Origin of the sequence: Cupriavidus sp. Met-2, assembly GCF_049843575.1 — a bacterium.
In the GTDB taxonomy this organism is placed as follows: Bacteria; Pseudomonadota; Gammaproteobacteria; order Burkholderiales; family Burkholderiaceae; genus Cupriavidus; species Cupriavidus metallidurans.
The window spans coordinates 295,794-312,621 of record NZ_JBBHZL010000006.1 but is presented as its reverse complement, the minus strand read 5'-3'; the positions used below and the strand labels follow the sequence as shown (position 1 = coordinate 312,621).

Annotated in this window: 11 protein-coding genes; 6 read left to right on the top strand and 5 right to left on the bottom strand. The window is 65.6% G+C overall.

Annotation, left to right across the window (positions count from 1 at the left end; all coding sequences use genetic code 11):
- Positions 1-57 precede the first annotated feature (57 nt).
- From WD006_RS15970 to WD006_RS15955, 4 genes are all read right to left on the bottom strand, one after another.
- Positions 58-2,505, bottom strand: a complete 2,448-nt coding sequence (locus WD006_RS15970; protein WP_029308154.1) for a TonB-dependent receptor — start codon at positions 2,503-2,505, stop codon at positions 58-60.
- Positions 2,506-2,669: 164 nt separating this feature from the next.
- Positions 2,670-3,686, bottom strand: coding sequence for a FecR family protein (locus tag WD006_RS15965; RefSeq protein WP_029308153.1), 1,017 nt, complete (start codon positions 3,684-3,686; stop codon positions 2,670-2,672).
- A gap of 96 nt (positions 3,687-3,782) precedes the next feature.
- Positions 3,783-4,283, bottom strand: a complete 501-nt coding sequence (locus WD006_RS15960; protein ID WP_011515907.1) for a sigma-70 family RNA polymerase sigma factor — start codon at positions 4,281-4,283, stop codon at positions 3,783-3,785.
- Positions 4,284-4,422: 139 nt separating this feature from the next.
- Entirely contained in the window at positions 4,423-7,557 is a 3,135-nt protein-coding gene (locus WD006_RS15955) for a multidrug efflux RND transporter permease subunit (RefSeq protein WP_029308152.1), read from the bottom strand.
- A gap of 449 nt (positions 7,558-8,006) precedes the next feature.
- Here WD006_RS15955 and WD006_RS15950 point away from each other — a divergent pair, with 449 nt between their 5' ends.
- The 6 genes from WD006_RS15950 to WD006_RS15925 all read left to right on the top strand — a co-directional run bounded on the left by WD006_RS15950 (position 8,007) and on the right by WD006_RS15925 (position 15,347).
- A complete protein-coding gene (locus tag WD006_RS15950; protein ID WP_011515909.1) occupies positions 8,007-9,299 on the top strand; it encodes a dicarboxylate/amino acid:cation symporter in 1,293 nt (430 codons plus the stop codon).
- A gap of 4 nt (positions 9,300-9,303) precedes the next feature.
- Positions 9,304-10,215 (top strand): amino acid ABC transporter substrate-binding protein, encoded by a 912-nt coding sequence (locus tag WD006_RS15945; RefSeq protein ID WP_029308151.1) that lies wholly within the window; start codon positions 9,304-9,306, stop codon positions 10,213-10,215.
- Positions 10,216-10,380: 165 nt separating this feature from the next.
- Positions 10,381-12,687 carry an FdhF/YdeP family oxidoreductase gene (locus WD006_RS15940; RefSeq protein WP_029308150.1) on the top strand — a complete coding sequence of 769 codons (2,307 nt, stop codon included), beginning with the start codon at positions 10,381-10,383 and terminating at the stop codon, positions 12,685-12,687.
- A 14-nt stretch (positions 12,688-12,701) separates the two neighbouring features.
- Positions 12,702-13,574 (top strand): formate dehydrogenase accessory sulfurtransferase FdhD, encoded by an 873-nt coding sequence (fdhD, locus tag WD006_RS15935; protein ID WP_029308149.1) that lies wholly within the window; start codon positions 12,702-12,704, stop codon positions 13,572-13,574.
- Between the two features lie 55 nt (positions 13,575-13,629).
- Positions 13,630-15,057, top strand: a complete 1,428-nt coding sequence (locus WD006_RS15930) for a PLP-dependent aminotransferase family protein (protein WP_029308148.1) — start codon at positions 13,630-13,632, stop codon at positions 15,055-15,057.
- An 8-nt stretch (positions 15,058-15,065) separates the two neighbouring features.
- Complete coding sequence (locus WD006_RS15925; protein WP_231138490.1) at positions 15,066-15,347, top strand: ArsR family transcriptional regulator; 282 nt, start codon at positions 15,066-15,068, stop codon at positions 15,345-15,347.
- Positions 15,348-15,399: 52 nt separating this feature from the next.
- Here WD006_RS15925 and WD006_RS15920 read toward each other — a convergent pair whose 3' ends face one another.
- A complete protein-coding gene (locus WD006_RS15920; RefSeq protein ID WP_011515915.1) occupies positions 15,400-16,824 on the bottom strand; it encodes an FAD-binding oxidoreductase in 1,425 nt (474 codons plus the stop codon).
- Positions 16,825-16,828 lie beyond the last annotated feature (4 nt).

Genomic DNA, 16,828 nt, shown 5'->3' with positions numbered 1-16,828 from the left:
ATGAGAAGCATTACTAATTCTGGCCGTGACAAGGCCCGAAAATGCCTTGTCACGCCGTTACCAGCGGTGCTGGTAGGTGGCGGTGAGCGTGATGCCGGCCGCCGGGAGATGGCTTGTGTTGTTGCTGTTGCGCAGAAGCTGGCTGTAGAGCGGGTAGTAGTAGCGGTTCAACAGGTTCTGGATGCCAACGGTGAGCGTGTCCTTCTTCGTGACCTGATAGCTGCTGATCAGATCGAGCGTGGTGTAGCTGCTCACGTCGCGGCGGCCGAAGCTCGTCACGCCGTTCAGTCGGTAGTCGTACCCGGCGAAGAATGTGGCTTGCAGCCGGTTGTTCCATTGCGGCACGGGACGGTATTGCACGTAGCCGGTCAGCTTGAGCGGCGGGATGCGGTAGCCGGTCATCTGTTGGCTATCACGGCCTTGCGGGGTTTCGCGGCCTTGCATCCAGGTGAAGGTGCCACCCGCGCCCCAGCGTTCGTCGGTGGACAGATAGTCGGCCGATGCTTCCACGCCATAGATCTTTTCCGCGGTGCGCGTCAGGATCAGGCCGTTGTTGAAGCTCTGCACGTCGCCGAGGTCCGACGTGGTGTAGAAGATCGCCAGCGAGCCGAGCGTGTTGCCGAACGCGCCACGCCAGCCCAGTTCGTAGTTGTTGGTCTTGACCGGCTGCAGGTCGGACGAGCCGATATCGAAACCCGCGCGCGCATTGCGCACCTGCAGGCCGATATCGGGCAGGTTGAAACCCTGGCTGAACGCGGCATAGAACTCGTGGTCTTTCACCGGCTTGTAGGCCACGCCGATATTGCCGAGCACGGCACTGTAGTCGACCGCGCCGCCGCTGACGGTGGCGGGATTGGTCACGCGCGATTGCGAAAGCGGCACGAAGTCGCTGAAGCTCGCCCGCGCGTACTGGTAGCGCAGGCCGCCCTCGGTCGACCACTGCTCGTTGAACTTGTGCTGCAACTGGGCAAAGCCGCCGATGCTGCGCGTGGTGATCGGCGGCATGTAGGTCAGCGTGCCAATCTTGTTGAAGATCCGGCCGCCGCTGGCGTCATAGGCCTTCAGGTCGAAGATGTCGATCGGCATGTCGCTGGTCTCCTGCTCGAAGTCCATGCCCCAGATCACGCGGGTGCGCTTGTCCGCGCCGAGCGGCGTCTTGACGGTCAGGCGGCTGCCGAAGACCTCGGAATCCTGCATCGCCTGGTCGACGTTGCCGCCGCGCACGGGCACGGCGCGGGCGTCGAACGGCGTGAAGCGGCTGTAGTAGTTCCGGTAGTAGAACTGCGCCGACAACTGGCTGCCGAGCAGGTCGCGGTGTTCGTATTCGAGATTGACGAGCGTGTTGCGGATCTGGTTCTGGTCGGCAAGTTGCAGCCCGTCGAGCGCGCGCGCGGGCACGCTGCCCGGCGGCAGTTTGGCCACGCTCGGATCCGACGCCCAGCGCGTGTCCTGCTTGGCGTCAAAATGGCTGAAGGCTAGCTGGATGCGCTGGTCGGGCGCGAAGCGCAGGCCGAGCTTGCCGCCGACGTTGTAGTTGTTCGAGTCGAACAGGTCGCCCTGGCTTGGCTCCGGCGCAATGCGCTGGCCCTTCGCATCATACGAATTGCCGATATGGCGCGCGCCTAGGTCGAACGCATAGTCGAGCATCCCGCTGCTGCCCGAAAAGTGCTGCTGCACGTTGGCGCTCAAGCCGTCCGCGCGCAGGCGGGAGAGCGGCGTGGACATCGTCACCGTGGTATCGGCCTTGGGCTCGCCGCCGGCTGGCCGGGTGGTGATCGAGACGATGCCGCCCGTGGCGCCGCCGCCGTAGATCGCGCTACTGCCTCGCAGCACCTCCACGCGCTCCACCAGTGCCGGATCGATATTGGCCAGATTGCGCGCGGAGTCTCGATTGGTGTTCAGCGGAATGCCGTCGAGCAGCACCAGCATGCCGCGCCCGCGCAGTGTCTGGCCGAAGTCTGTCACCGTGTGGCTGGAGTCGGCCATGCCGGGGATCACCTTGGACAGCACCGTGGCCAGGCTGTCCGAGCCCGTTTTCAGTTCCTCGAGTTCGGTGCGTTCCAGCACCGTCGATTGCCGCGTCGGGCGGACCAGATCGCTCGATGTCCGCGACGCGGTGACCTCCACCGCGGCCAGCACGGTGGTGGGCTGGGCCGTGGCGTGGAGCGTATTGGATGGCACCGGCGGTGCAGCGGCTGGTGCCGCGGAGACCGGACGCAGCACGAAGCCCTGGTTGCCGCTGCGCTGGTACTGTATGCCGCTGCCTTTGAGCAGCGAGTCCAGCGCTGCCTCTGGACGCATGGTGCCGTTCACGGCGGGCGCCCGTTTGCCCGTCACCAGTTCGGGCGGGAAGTACAGTTGCAGCGATGTCTGGCGGCCGAGTTGCAGCAGGGCATCGGCCAGCGGCTGTGCTTCGATGTGGATTGGCACGTCACCGCGCGGCGTTTGGGCAGCGACGGGTGCCACGGCCATGCTCATCAGGACGGCGGCCGCAAGCGCGGCCATGGACCCACGCCGTCCGTAATCTCGGGCGGCGGCGCCGGCCCGGTTCCCCGTAGTCGAATATGAATGTGTCACGTCAGGTTTTCTTGGATTACTTCAGAACACGACAGCCGCGGCTTCGCTGGCTATCGGGAAGAAGACGAAATCCGGAAGAAAAACCTGAATGCTTAGTGCGAAAAAATTTCGGTGCTGCCGTCTGGCAGGTTGCGCACGCCCACCGGCAGCATCTGCGGCAACGCGGCCAGCAGGCCCGACGTGTCGTCGGCGCTGAACACGCTGCTGACGCGCAGGCTGCCCGTCGCGGCATCTGCCACGCGCACGGGCTGTTGCCGATAGCGGGAGACTTCGGCCGCCACGGCCGAGAGCGGCGCGTCGTTGAAGACGAGCTTGCCTTCGCGCCAGGCCAGGACGCCGGGCAGGTCGATCGAGGCCGCGCCGGTCACGGTACCGTCGCTGGCGATGCGCGCGCCGAGCCCTGCGGACAGGCGCGTGTCGGGTGTCCGGCCGGCGTTGCCTTTCACGCTGTCTTTTGCGCTGCCTCTCACGTCTACCGAGCCGGATTCGACCGATACGTCCACGCCCGATGTGTCACGTCGGACGTCGAAACGGGTGCCGGTTACGGTAACGGTGCCCATGCCCGCATCAACCACGAACGGGCGTGCGGCGTCGTGTGACACCTCGAACATCGCCTCACCTTCGCGCAAGGTCACGCGACGGGTGCCGGCGCTGTAATGAATCTCCAGGCGCGAGCGGGTATTGAGTTCGATGCGCGATCCGTCGTCGAGCGTCAGCGTCCTGCGTTCGCCCGGTGCGGTCTGGTATTCACCGTTGGTGGCAACCGCCGCGTCATGCTGCCAGCCGATCCAGCCAATGCCGATGGCCAGTGCCGCGCACAGCCCGAGCAGGGCGGGGCGCCAGCCGGCCGATACCCGGCGCGATATTGGGGGCGATAGTGGGGGTGTCGGGCAGGCGCATTCATCCACGGCCAGCTTGCGCAGCCTGTCCGGATCGATGGCTGCCGCGGCTTGCCAGACGCGTTCGAGCGCCGCGTACTCGGCGCGATGCTCGGCACTGGCCGCCAGCCATGCGGCAAATGCCTGTCGCTCGGCCGGGCTGAGCGCCGGGGCCTGATTGCGCGAGAACCAGCGCGCCGCTGCTTCGCGGACATCGACGGATTGGCTCATCGGATTCTCGACCGGGGCGCAAGACCGCTGCATGGGCTGCTTGGGGGGGAGCAGACGCCGCCAGACGGATATGGGGCAGGCATCGACAAGATTGTTCTAGTGAGGTGAGAGTTGGCCCAGTTGGTCGCGCAGGTGTCGCATCGCGCGAATCATGTATTTCTCGACCATGTTCTTCGAGATATTCAGCCGCTCGGCGATTTCCTGCTGGGAGCACCCGTCCAGCCGCTGCCAGATAAAGACCTGGCGGCACTTCAAGGGCAGTTCGGCCAGCGCGCGCTCCAGCCCCGCGACCACTTGCACGGCATGCAGGTCCGCCTCGGGATTTCCGGAGGGTGCGTGAATCGACTCGATGCTGTCAAGCGGCAGGTGCTCGTGCCCGTCTCGTTTGCGGAAGGTGTCGATCGCGATATTGCGGGCGGTCTGGTGCAGATAGGCGCGTGGCTGTTCGGGCGTTACCCGGGCTTCCAGCACGCGCAGCATGGCTTCTTGCGACAGGTCCTCGGCCTCGTGCCGATTGCTGAGCCTGCGCGTCCAGGTACCGACCAGCTCCTGGTAGTGCACGTACAGACCGAGGGCACGCAGGCGCGTCGAGGCCATGGATGGAGTGTCAGCTAAGAGTAAGCGTTTTGATGCAAATGCGACCTATTATCATTTGTAGGTGATGAAGGCGTCAACCGCGACATGCAATGTGTGGCAGCACGTCGCGGATGTGGCGGTTGTGGCTTGTGCGGAGCTTTCAGGCGCCGGGTTCAGAGGCCGGAGCCTTGGCGGGTTCGGTGGTGGCGCGCGCTTTCGACCAGCGGGCGATCCAGGCATAGAGCAGCGGGATGACCAGCGTGCCGAGGATCGTCGCGCCGAGCATGCCGCCCAGCACGCCCGTGCCCACCGCACGTTGGGCGCCGGCGCCGGGGCCGGTGCTGATCGCCAGCGGCACCACGCCAAGGATGAACGCGAGCGAGGTCATCACCACCGGACGTAGCCGCTGACGTGCCGCCTGGGTGGCGGCCTGCACGCGCTCCAGTCCATTGCGCCGCAGTTGCTCGGCGTACTCGACCACGAGAATCGCGTTCTTGGCCGCGAGCCCCATGATCACGATCACGCCGACCTTGAAGTAGACATCGTTGGGCAGCCCCCGTAGCCAGACGGCCGACGCGGCGCCGACCAGGCCGGCCGGCACGATCGCCAGCACCGCCAGCGGCAGCGTCCAGCTTTCGTACAACGCCACCAGGCACAGGAAGATGAACAGCATCGACAGCGCGAACAGCCACGGCGCCTGCGTGCCGCTTTGCTGCTGCTCGAACGCGCGGCCGCTCCACCGCACCTCGTAGTCGGGGCCGAGTTCACGCACCAGCGATTCGAGCCGCGCCATCGCGGTACCGGTACTGGTGCCCGGCGCCACGTCGGCATTGATGCGTACCGAGATCAAGCCGTTGTAGCGTTCGAGCGTGGCCTCGCCGTTGCCCCATTCCAGCGTGGCGAACGCGCCGAGCGACACCATCTGGCCCTGCGCGTTGCGCACGTGCAGGCGTGCCAGATCCTCCGGCTGCATTCGGAACGGCGCATCCGCCTGCAGGATCACACGCCGCACGCGACCGTCGCGGGCCAGTTCGTCGATGTAGCGGGAGCCGAGCGTGGCCGCCAGCGCGTGGTGGATCGACTCGGTATCGACGCCGAAGCTCTCGGCCTTGCGGTAGTCGATCGCCAGGTCGAGCGCGGGCACGGGCTGGCCCGCCGTGGCGCGGACTTCGGCGAACACGGGGTCGGCCTTGGCGCGTTCGATCAGCTTGTCGCGCGCGGCGTAGAGGCTCGGACGTCCGCCTTCCAGTCGCGTGACGAGCCGCATGTCCAGCCCGCTGGTGCTGCCCAGTTCCGGTAGCGCAGTGCCGTTGTACGGGTAGAGCTGGGCATCGCCGCGTCCGGGCCATTCCTCGAGGCCCTTGGTCAGCCGTGCCAGCACGACGTCCGCCGCGTTCTCGCGACCGCGCAGCTTCCAGTCGTCGAGCGACAGGAACACGCTGGCGCGTTGCTCGCCAGAGCCGCCGCTGTTCCAGCCGAGCAGCGCGAACGACGTCTTGACCGGCAGGCGCTCCTGTTTCATCCACTGTTCCAGTTGCGCGATGGTCTCCCGCGTCTGCGCCTGGGTGCTGCCCGGCGGCAGTTCCACGTCGATCACGAGTTCACCAGTGTCCTCTTCGGGCAGAAAGCCGCTCGGCAGTTGCCAGAGCCCAACCGCGCAGACCGCGGCCATGGCCAGATAGACCGCCAGCCACCGCAGGCGGCGTTGGTGAAGCCGCTGCACCCAGCCGGCATAGCGCGTGGTGAACGCGGTGAAGCGATGCTCGAACCACGCTAGCGGCCCGCGTGCGGGCTGGGCGCCGTGGCGTAGCAGCGAAGCACACATCGCAGGCGCCAGCGACAGCGCGAAGAACAGCGAGAACGCGATCGAGATGGCTAGTGTCATGGCGAAGTGGCGATAGATCACCCCCACGGCGCTGCCCAGGAAGGCCATCGGCACGAACACGGCGCAGAGCACCACCGTCACCGCGAGCAGCGCGCCCGAGACCTCGCGCATCGAACGCGACGCGGCGGTAAAGGCATCGACGCCTTCCTCGCGCATGATCCGCTCGACGTTCTCGACCACAACGATCGCATCGTCCACCAGGATGCCGATAGCCAACACCACGCCGAACAGCGTGATCACGTTCAGCGACAGCCCGAACGCGTAGAGACATGCCACCGTGCCGAGCAGCGACACCGGCACGACGATGCACGGGATCAGCGTGGCCCGCAGGTTGCCGAGGAACAGGTACAGGATCAGGAACACCAGCACCGTGGCCTCGGCCAGCGTCATCAGCACGCGCGAAATCGAGCTCTGAACAAAGTGCGCGGTGTCGTACGAGATGTCATACGCCACGCCAGCCGGGAAGGCCTTGGCGGCCTCGTCGAGCGCGTCCCGGACCGTGCGCGAAGTGGCCAGCACGTTGGCGCCGTCCGCGAGCTTCAGGCCCATCGAGGCGGCCTCGCGGCCATTGAGCGTGGAGCTGTAGCGATAGTCGGCTGCGGCCATCTCCACGCGCGCCACGTCGCGCAGCAACACGGCGGAGCCATCGGCGGCCGAGCGCAGCACGATGCGGCCGAACGCTTCGGGGTCAGCCAACGGCGCAGGCGGACGCACGACCGCCTGGTAGGACTGCCCGGGCTTCGATGGCGCGCCGCCAAGCTGGCCCGGCGTGACGCTGCCGTTGCGCGCGCGAATTGCGGCTTCCACATCGGCCGTGGTCAGGCCATAGGCATTGAGCTGGTCGGGATTGAACCAGACGCGCAGCGCGTACTCGGCGCTGTATGCCTCCACCTTGCCGATGCCGGGCAGCCGCCGCAGCATGGGCAGGACCGTGCCGGCGGCATAGTCGGCCAGCGCGGTCTCGGACATCGTGCCTGTCTTCGAGATCAGCGATACGTACATGAACGGGCTGGCGCTGGCCTGATCGACATAGACCCCGCCGCGCCGCACCACTTCGGGCAGCAGCGGCTCGGCCTGGGACACGCGGTTGCGCACGTTCACCTGCGCGAGTTGCGGATCGGTGCCTTGCCGGAAGCCGATGGTGACCGTGGCCGTGCCGGCCTCGCTGCTCGAGTCGATATAGAGCAGCCCCGGTATCCCATGCATCTGCTGTTCAAGCACGGCCGTGACGCGGTCTTCCACCGTGCGCGCGGTGGCGCCCGGGTAGTCGGCGTAGAGAATGACCGTCGGTGGGGCCACCGCCGGGTACTGGGCCACCGGAATGCTGTTCAGGGCAACGAGCCCCGCAACCATGGTCAGAATTGCCAGCACCCACGCGAAGGCGGGTCGGCGAAGGAAGAATTGCGCCATGTATGACGTGCGACTGCTGACGCCGGGTCATTGCTCCGCCTATGCGGCGGCGCACCGAGGTTCGGCGTGGGTTAGGTAGGTATGTAAATCGGCCGCCGGAAGAAATAGGCGGCACGCGGGCCGGCAAGGCCCGGGGGCACGGTCCGCGCGGCCCGGTGGCTCAGCCGGGTGGCGCTGCGCGCGCTTGTCGGTATGACGCTCCGGCAACGATGGATGCGGGGGCGAGTGTGGCGGATTATATACATGGCGCATGGGCGTCGCAATCGAGCCATGACGCGCGATGGGTCATCTGGACGCGCAGGTGTTTTCCGGGTTTGCGGAATTGCACCGGCACGTCCTATCGTTACCTAGAGTGCTGGCGCAGACGCAGGACATGCAGGCTGGCACGGCATGTATGACACGCAGGACACGCAGGACATCCGTATGGCCGCCCCCCCAAAGGAGATGTCATGAGCACGAAGTCCCATATCACGACCTGGATTCTGATTGCGATGATCCTGGGCGCCGCCGTTGGCTATGCGTGCTACATCGCGTTTCCCGACCCGAAGATGGCCAAGGAAGTGGCCGGGTACATCTCGCTCATCACGGATGTGTTCCTGCGGCTGATCAAGATGATCATCGCGCCACTTGTGTTCTCTACGCTGGTGATCGGCATCGCCCATATGGGGGATGCGGGCACTGTGGGGCGGGTGGGCGGCAAGGCGATGGCGTGGTTCATTACCGCGTCGCTGGTGTCGCTGACCCTTGGCCTGATCATGGCGACGGTGCTGGCGCCGGGCCACAACATCGGCCTGCCGTTGCCCGACGTGGGCTCCGCGACCAACCTCAAAACCAACGCCTTCACGCTGAAGGACTTCGTCACCCATCTGGTGCCCAAATCGGTGGGCGAGGCGATGGCGAACAACGAGATCCTGCAGATCGTGGTGTTCTCGATCTTCTTCGGCACCGCGATCTCGATGCTCGGCGAACGTGGCGCGCGCATGGCCGGCGTGATCGACGACCTCGCGCAGATCATGCTCAAGATCACCGGCGCGGTGATGTGGCTGGCACCGATCGCGGTGTTTGCGGCGATTGCGTCCACGGTGACCACGCAGGGGCTCGGCATCCTGGTGACCTTCGCCAAGTTCATGGGCAGCTTCTACCTGTCGCTGTTCGTGCTCTGGGCGCTACTGGCGCTGGCCGGCTACATTTTCCTCGGTAGCCGCGTCTTCACGCTGATCCGGCTCATCCGCGAGCCGTTCCTGATTTCGTTTTCGACGGCGAGCTCCGAAGCGGCCTATCCGAAGCTGCTCGATTCGCTCGACCGTTTCGGTGTCGATCGCAAGATCTCGAGCTTCGTGCTGCCGCTCGGCTATTCGTTCAACCTTGACGGTTCAATGATGTACTGCACGTTCGCTGTGCTGTTCATTGCGCAGGCGTATGACATCCACCTGCCGCTGGGCACGCAGATCACGATGCTGCTGCTGCTGATGCTGACTTCGAAGGGAATGGCCGGCGTGCCGCGCGCCTCGCTGGTGGTGATCGCCGCCACGCTGAACCAGTTCGGCATTCCGGAGGCGGGTTTGCTGCTGATTATGGGCGTGGACCAGTTCCTCGACATGGGCAGGTCGGCGACCAACGCGGTCGGCAATTCGATCGCCGCCGCTGTGGTGGCCAAGTGGGAAGGGCAGCTGTCATCCGGGCCGGTTGCCGAGACCGAGAGCGCGATCGCCGCGGACGATGCGAGCACGGCGGAGGCCTGACATCATGGCGGCGCGTTTGCCGGGAATGCTGGCCGCACTGTGGCTGGGGCTGGTCGCGACGTTTGGCGCGACGCTGGCCGTGGCCCAGGACGCCACCGTGTTGAGCGGCACGCTCAAGAAAGCCAAGGACACCGGCACGCTGGTGATCGGCTATCGCGAGTCGTCGCTGCCGTTTTCGTACCTGAACCAGGCCAGCCGGCCCATCGGCTACTCGATCGACATCTGCACGGAGATCGTGCAGGCCGCTAGCGAAGAGGTGGGCCGCGAACTGGCCGTGAAGTGGGTGCCGGTGACATCGGAGAACCGATTCGAGGCGATTACCTCGGGCAAGATTGATCTCGAATGCGGATCGACCACGCGCAACGCCGAGCGCATGCAGACCGTGGCGTTCTCCCCGGTGATCTTTATCGCTGGCACCAAGCTGATGGTGCCGCGCGCGTCACCGATCAAGTCGTTTCGCGACCTGAAGGGCAAGACCGTGGTGGTCACGGCGGGCACGACCAACGAGCAGGCCGTCGCGCAGTTGTCGAAGCGCTTCGACCTGAACATCAACCTGATCCGCGTGCGCGACCATGCCGACGCATTCGCGGTGTTGAGTCGAGGCGGCGCCGATGCCTACGCCGGCGACGATGTGCTGCTGTATGGCTTTCTGGCCCATTACGGCGCCGGCAAGAAGTTCATCATCACGCGCGACTTCATTTCGTATGACCCGTACGGGATCATGCTGCGCAAGAACGATCCGCAGTTCGCGACGCTGGTGGGCAAGGCCGTGCGCGACGTGATCACCTCGGGCGACATGGAGCGGCTCTACAAGCAATGGTTCATGAACAAGTTGCCGACCGGGGAGCGGCTGGGTATTCCGATGAGCGCGGAGCTGGAGGGCATTATCGACGCTACACCGGAGCGACCGGAATAAATATGCGGATTTGCGCACTTATGCGGTTTTGATAAGCACAGTTCTAGATTGGTGCGGCGCGATGGCGCAAACTGTACTCTTCCTGGTGGGGTAATTCTGTACGTCACGGGCGTCACATCGAGGGCCTAGTCTCTCGTGCATTGCAGCAAAAGTCGCCCCCCCCCGATGACTACCCCGACGCCCGAAAAGGGCCATGTTGCCCCCTATACGCACCCGGCCGCCGGCTGGGGCGCGCTCAAGCAGGTCGCCATCAACCTCGTCAAGGAGAAGGTTGCCGGCGGCAAGTACAAGACGCTGTTCAAGCAGAACCAGCCGGACGGCTTCGACTGTCCAGGCTGCGCCTGGCCGGACCGTCAGCACGCGTCGACCTTCGAATTCTGCGAGAACGGCGTCAAGGCCGTGGCGGCCGAGGCCACCAGCAAACGCGTGACCAATGCGTTCTTCGCGCAATACACGGTTACCGAGCTGATGCGGCAGTCCGACTACGAGCTCGAGCAGCATGGTCGCCTGACGCACCCGGTGCGCTATGACGCCGCCACCGACAAGTACGTGCCGGTGGACTGGGACGAAGCATTTCGCCTGATCGCCGATCATCTGCGCCGGCTGGACGACCCCGACCGTGCCACGTTCTATACCTCGGGCCGTGCCAGCAACGAGGCCGCCTTCCTGTTCCAGTTGTTCGTGCGGATGTACGGGACGAACAACTTCCCGGATTGCTCGAACATGTGCCACGAGGCCACCAGCCGTGGCCTGCCGGTGACGGTTGGCGTGGGCAAGGCCACGGTGGTGCTCGACGACTTCCAGCTTGCCGACACGATCATGGTGTTCGGCCAGAATCCCGCCACCAACCATCCGCGCATGCTCAACGAGTTGCGCGATGCGGCGAAGCGCGGCGCCACGATCGTCTCGATCAACCCGCTCAAGGAGCGCGGCCTGCAGCGCTTTACGAGTCCTCAGCACGTCAGCGAGATGCTCACCGGCGGCAGTACGAAGATCGCCACGATGTTCGTTCGCCCGAAGCTGGCTGGTGACTTCGCGCTGCTCAAGGGCCTGGGCAAGCGTGTGATCGAGCTCGACGACGCGGCCATCGCCACGGGCGGCAAGCGTGTGGTTGACGTGGATTTCATCCGCGAGCACACCGCCGATTTCGATGCCTTCGCTGCGGATCTGCGCGCCGAGAGTTGGGCCGATATCGTCGCGGAGTCCGGCGTGACGCGCGCGGACATCGATGCGCTGGCCGACGTCTATGTCCACAGCGAACGCACGATTGCCTGCTGGGGCATGGGACTGACGCAGCACAAGGAATCGGTGCGCACGATCCAGTTGCTGTCGAACGTGATGATGCTGCGTGGGAACATCGGCCGGCCCGGCGCGGGCCTGATGCCGGTACGCGGCCACTCGAACGTGCAGGGCGACCGCACGATGGGCATCGAGGAGCAGCCCGACGACGCTTTCCTGGACCGCCTTGGCGCCGCGTTCGATTTCGAGCCGCCGCGCGCCCACGGGCAGGACGTGGTGGCCGCGATCAACGCGATGCTGGCTGGCAAGGTCAAGGTGTTCGTGGGTCTGGGCGGGAATTTTTCGATCGCCACACCCGATACGCCCCGCACGTGGGAGGCGCTGCGCCAGTGCGATCTCACGGTCAATATCGCCACCAAGCTCAACCGCAGCCATCTGGTGATCGGGAAGGATTCGCTGTTGCTGCCGACGCTGGGCCGCACCGAGATCGACGAGCAGAACGGCGTGCCGCAGGGCGTGACAGTCGAGGACTCGGTGTGCATGGTTCACCTCTCGTACGGCATGAACAAGCCGGCATCGCCGCACCTGCTGTCGGAGACCGCCATCGTGGCGCGCATGGCCGACGCCACGCTCGGCTCGGACAAGGTCGACTGGCGCTGGTACGCGCAGGACTATGCACGCATCCGCGACGCGATCGAAAAGGTGATTCCGGGCTTCGAGCGCTTCAACGAGCGCGTGGCGCATCCGGGTGGCTTTCATCTGACCCCGGCATCGCGCAACCGCGTCTGGAAGACCGCGTCGGGCAAGGCCCAGTTCCTGGTGCATGCCATCGACAAGGACACGCCGATCAAGCGCGCCCGCGCCCGCTACGGCGACGACATGATGGTCATGATGACCACGCGTTCGCACGACCAGTACAACACCACCATCTACGGGCTCGATGATCGCTATCGCGGCGTGTACGGGCTGCGCCGCGTGGTGTTCATCCATCCCGCGGACCGCGCGCGGCTGGGCTTCGCGGAAGGCGAGCACGTCGATATCACGAGCGTCTGGGAAGACGGCGTGACGCGCCACGTGCAGGATTTCCGTCTGGTCGATTACGACATTCCAGAGGGTTGCCTCGGCGCGTACTATCCGGAGACCAATCCACTGGTGCCGCTGGAGAGCATTGGCGACCGATCCGGCACCCCGACTTCGAAATCGATCCCCGTGCTGTTGCGGCGCGCGGGCTGACCGGAGGCAGGAGCATGGTGGAAGGCGAGTATGGGCAGGCCGGCTACGTCGAGCGCGAGATCCGGCGCCACACCGGGCGCCACACCGGTGGCCACACCGTTCCCGAGATCGATGACGTGGCGGAAGAAGTGCCGGTCGCGCTGGTCTACAACGGCATCTCGCACGCCGTGATGATGGCCACGCCGCTTGATCTGGAGGCGTTCGCGATTGGCTTCTCGCTGACCGAGGGGATCGTCGACAGCGTTGCCGAGATCCGCGACATCGAGATCGAGCCGGGTTGCGACGGCATCGAGGTGCGTATCGAGATCGGCCAGCGTGCGTTCATGGCGTTGCGCGCGCACCGACGCACGCTGGCCGGGCGTACTGGCTGCGGCGTGTGCGGAACCGAAAGCCTGGCGCTGCTCGATCTGGAGCCGACGCCGGTTGGCGTGCCCGCGCGACGGATTGAACCGACGCCTGCGATGCTCCGTCGCGCCACCGACGCATTGCAGGCGCGACAGGTGCTGATGGCCGCCACCGGAGGCGTTCACGCGGCTGCATGGTGCGACGCGCAGGGCGACGTCGTTGCCGTGTTCGAGGACGTGGGTCGCCACAATGCGCTGGACAAGCTGATCGGCCATCTGGCCCGTACCCGCACGACGTTCGGCGACGGTTTTGTCCTGCTGTCCAGCCGCGCCAGCTATGAACTCGTGCGCAAGACCGCGCGAATGCGCATCCAGATGCTGGCCACGATTTCCGCGCCGACGTCGCTGGCCATCCGCATTGCCGCGCAGGCCGGCCTGCGCCTGCTGAGTTTCTGCCGCGAGGACGGTTTCGTCGAGTACACGGCGCCAGCAGAGAACGAGGGTTTCGTATTACGATCTGAGCCGCTGGCGGTACCGGGCTGACGCCCGGCCGGGCACCGCCAGCCAGATCGGAAATTACTGGCGAAAGGTTGGCGGTGTGACTCTCTACGAAAAACTTGCGGCCGATATCGAGGCGCTGGTCCAGCAAGGCGTACTGCTTCCGGGCGAGAAGATCCCCTCGGTGCGGCAGGCGGCGCAGCATCATCGCCTGAGCATCACCACGGTCGTGCGTGCGTATCTGCTGCTGGAATCGCGCGGCATTCTGGAGAGCCGGCCGCAATCGGGCTACTTCGTGCGTGCCCGGCCCGGCGAGCCACCGATCGACCTGCTCCCGACCCGACCCGCGGCACGCCCTTCGGCGGTGGATGTGAGCGCGCTCGTGCTGTCGACGCTGCGCTCGATTCGTGTCGATGACGCGGTGCCGCTCGGCTCGCCATATCCCGACCCCCGGCTCTACCCGTGGCAGCGCATCACGCAGTACGCCAATGCCATCGCCAAGCGCTACGACACGTGGAGCGTGCTCGACGACCTGCCGCCGGGCGCGCCGCCACTGATTCGCCAGATCACGCGCCGTTATCTGGAGAACGGGCTGGCTGTCGATCCGAACGAGGTGATCGTTACGATCGGCGCCACCGAGGCCATCAACCTGTGCCTGCAGGCCGTGGCAAAGCCGGGCGACACCATCGCCGTGGAATCGCCAACGTACTACGCGATGCTGCACGCGATCGAGCGGCTGGGGATGCGTGCCGTGGAAGTGGCGACCGATCCCGTGGAAGGCATCGATGTGCAGGCGTTGGCGAAGCTGCTCGACGAGCGCCCCGTGGCCGCGTGCATGGTGATGCCGAATTTCCAGAATCCGCTTGGCTTCCAGATGCCGGACGAACGCAAGCAGGCGCTGGTGGAATTGCTGACTGCGCGCGATATTCCGGTGATCGAGAACGACGTCTATGGCGAGCTGTTTTACGGTGACGTGCATCCGACCTCGCTCAAGTCCTACGATAGGGCCGGCATCGTGCTGCATTGCTCGTCGTTCTCGAAGACGTTGACCAATTCGTACCGCATCGGCTGGGCGCTGCCGGGACGGTACCGGGAGAGGGTGGAGCGGCTCAAGTTCCTGAACACGCTGACCACCTCGACGATTCCGCAATTGGCCATCGCCGAGTTCCTGCGCAAGGACGGCTATGACTTTCATCTGCGGCGCGTGCGCAAGGCCTATGCGCAGCAGGCCAACATCATGGCGGCGGCGGTGCGTCGCTTCTTTCCGCCGGGCACGCGCGTATCGCGCCCTGCTGGCGGGTATGTGCTGTGGGTGGAGTTGCCGGAGGAGGTGGACGCGATGGCCCTTTATCACGCGGCGCTGGAGCGACGCATCACGGTGGCGCCCGGCCACATCTTCTCGCCGGTGCCGACCTATGCCAACTGCATCCGACTTAACTACAGCAGCGCATGGACGCCAGACATGGAGGCGGCCGTCGTTACGCTCGGCAAGCTGGTGGCAACATTGCAGGCGCGGGAGGCAATATGAGCGATGACGTGAACGAACAGAATGGCATCGACCCGGTGCTGGAGGCGATCCTCCGCGCGCTTTGGGAACATGCACGGGAAGCCGGCGGCGACCTGTCGCTGGCGCGACTCAGCAAGCGGGCCGAGGCGCAGATGAGCGTGCTGAGGCGGGTGCTGACGCAACTGTCCGACGCGGGACTGGCGGTGATGACGCTGGAAGAGGATGGCCGGGGCGCGGCGCGGCTGACGGAGGAGGGCGAGGCGTTGTGCGGGGCGTTGTTCGAGGGGGATGACGGGGGGATGCCGCACTGACGGGGCATGTGGGGCATGTGGGGCATGTGGTTGCCATGCCCCGCCCGAACCCTCAAACCACCTTTCCGGGGTTCATCAACCCTTGCGGATCCAGCGCCTGTTTGATGGCCCGCATCATTGCCAGTTCCACCTCGCTCTTGTAGCGGCGGTTCTCCTCGCGCTTGAGTTGGCCAAGGCCGTGTTCGGCCGAGATCGAGCCGTTGTGGACATGCACGCTGTTGTGGACGATCAGGTTGATCGCATCCTGGTGCGACAGGAACTGATCATGATCCACGCCGACCGGCGGCGACACGTTGTAGTGCAAGTTGCCATCGCCAAGATGGCCGAACGTGACCATGCGCGCGCCGGGGAAGGCGTCTTGCAGCAGCGTGTCGGTGGTCTCGATGAAGTCCGCCACGCGCGAGATCGGCACGGCGATATCGTGCTTGATGTTCTTGCCTTCCTCGACCTGCGCCAGCGGAATGTGTTCGCGCAGGTTCCAGAAATCGCGTGACTGCTGTACCGATTCGGCCACCACGGCATCCTTGACCACGCCGGCTTCGAACGCTACCTCCATCATTTTTTCGAAGATCGTCCGCGCGTGTTCTTCGCTCTCGCTGTCGGACAGTTCCAGCAGAACGAGTTGCGGATGATGGGCGGTGAACGGGTAGCGCAACTGCGGGTAGTGCTTCGTCACCAGATCCATGCACATCGCGGACATCAACTCGAAACCGGTCAGCATGGCGCCCGCGTGCGATTGCGCGATGGCCAGCAGCGCCAGCGCGGCGCGTGGGCTTTCAACGGCGGCCAGCGCGGTGACCCGCGCGCGCGGCGCCGGAAACAGCTTCATGACCGCGGCGGTGATGATGCCGAGCGTGCCTTCGGCGCCGATGAACAGGTCGCGCAGGTCATAGCCGGTATTGTCCTTGCGCAGGCCGCGCAGGCCATCCCAGACCTCGCCCTTGATGTTCACGACCTCGAGCCCCAGGCAGAGTTCGCGCGTGTTGCCGTAGCGCAGCACGGCGGTGCCGCCGGCGTTCGTCGACAGGTTGCCGCCGATCGTGCAGCTGCCTTCGGCCGCCAGCGAGAGCGGGAACAGCCGGCCGTGTGTCTGCGCGGCCTCCTGCAGTTGCTGCAGGATCACGCCGGCCTCGACGGTGATCGTGTTATTGAGCGGGTCGACCTGCCGCACGCGGTTCATGCGCTGCAGGGACAGCACCACCGTGCCACGCGCGGCAGCATCGCCGGGTTCGGGGGTGGCGCCGCCGCACAGGCCTGTGTTGCCACCCTGGGGCACCACGGCCAGCTTGTGCGCATGGCAGGCACGCATCACCGCCGCGACTTCCTCGGTCGAGCCGGGACGCAGCACGGCCAGCGCGTCACCGGTGTAGCGGCGGCGCCAGTCGGTCAGGTAGGGTGCCTTGTCGGCCGGGTCGGTCAGCACGTTCTGCGAACCGATGGCTGCGCGGCAAAGATCGAGGAAGGAATCGGAGTGCATGGCA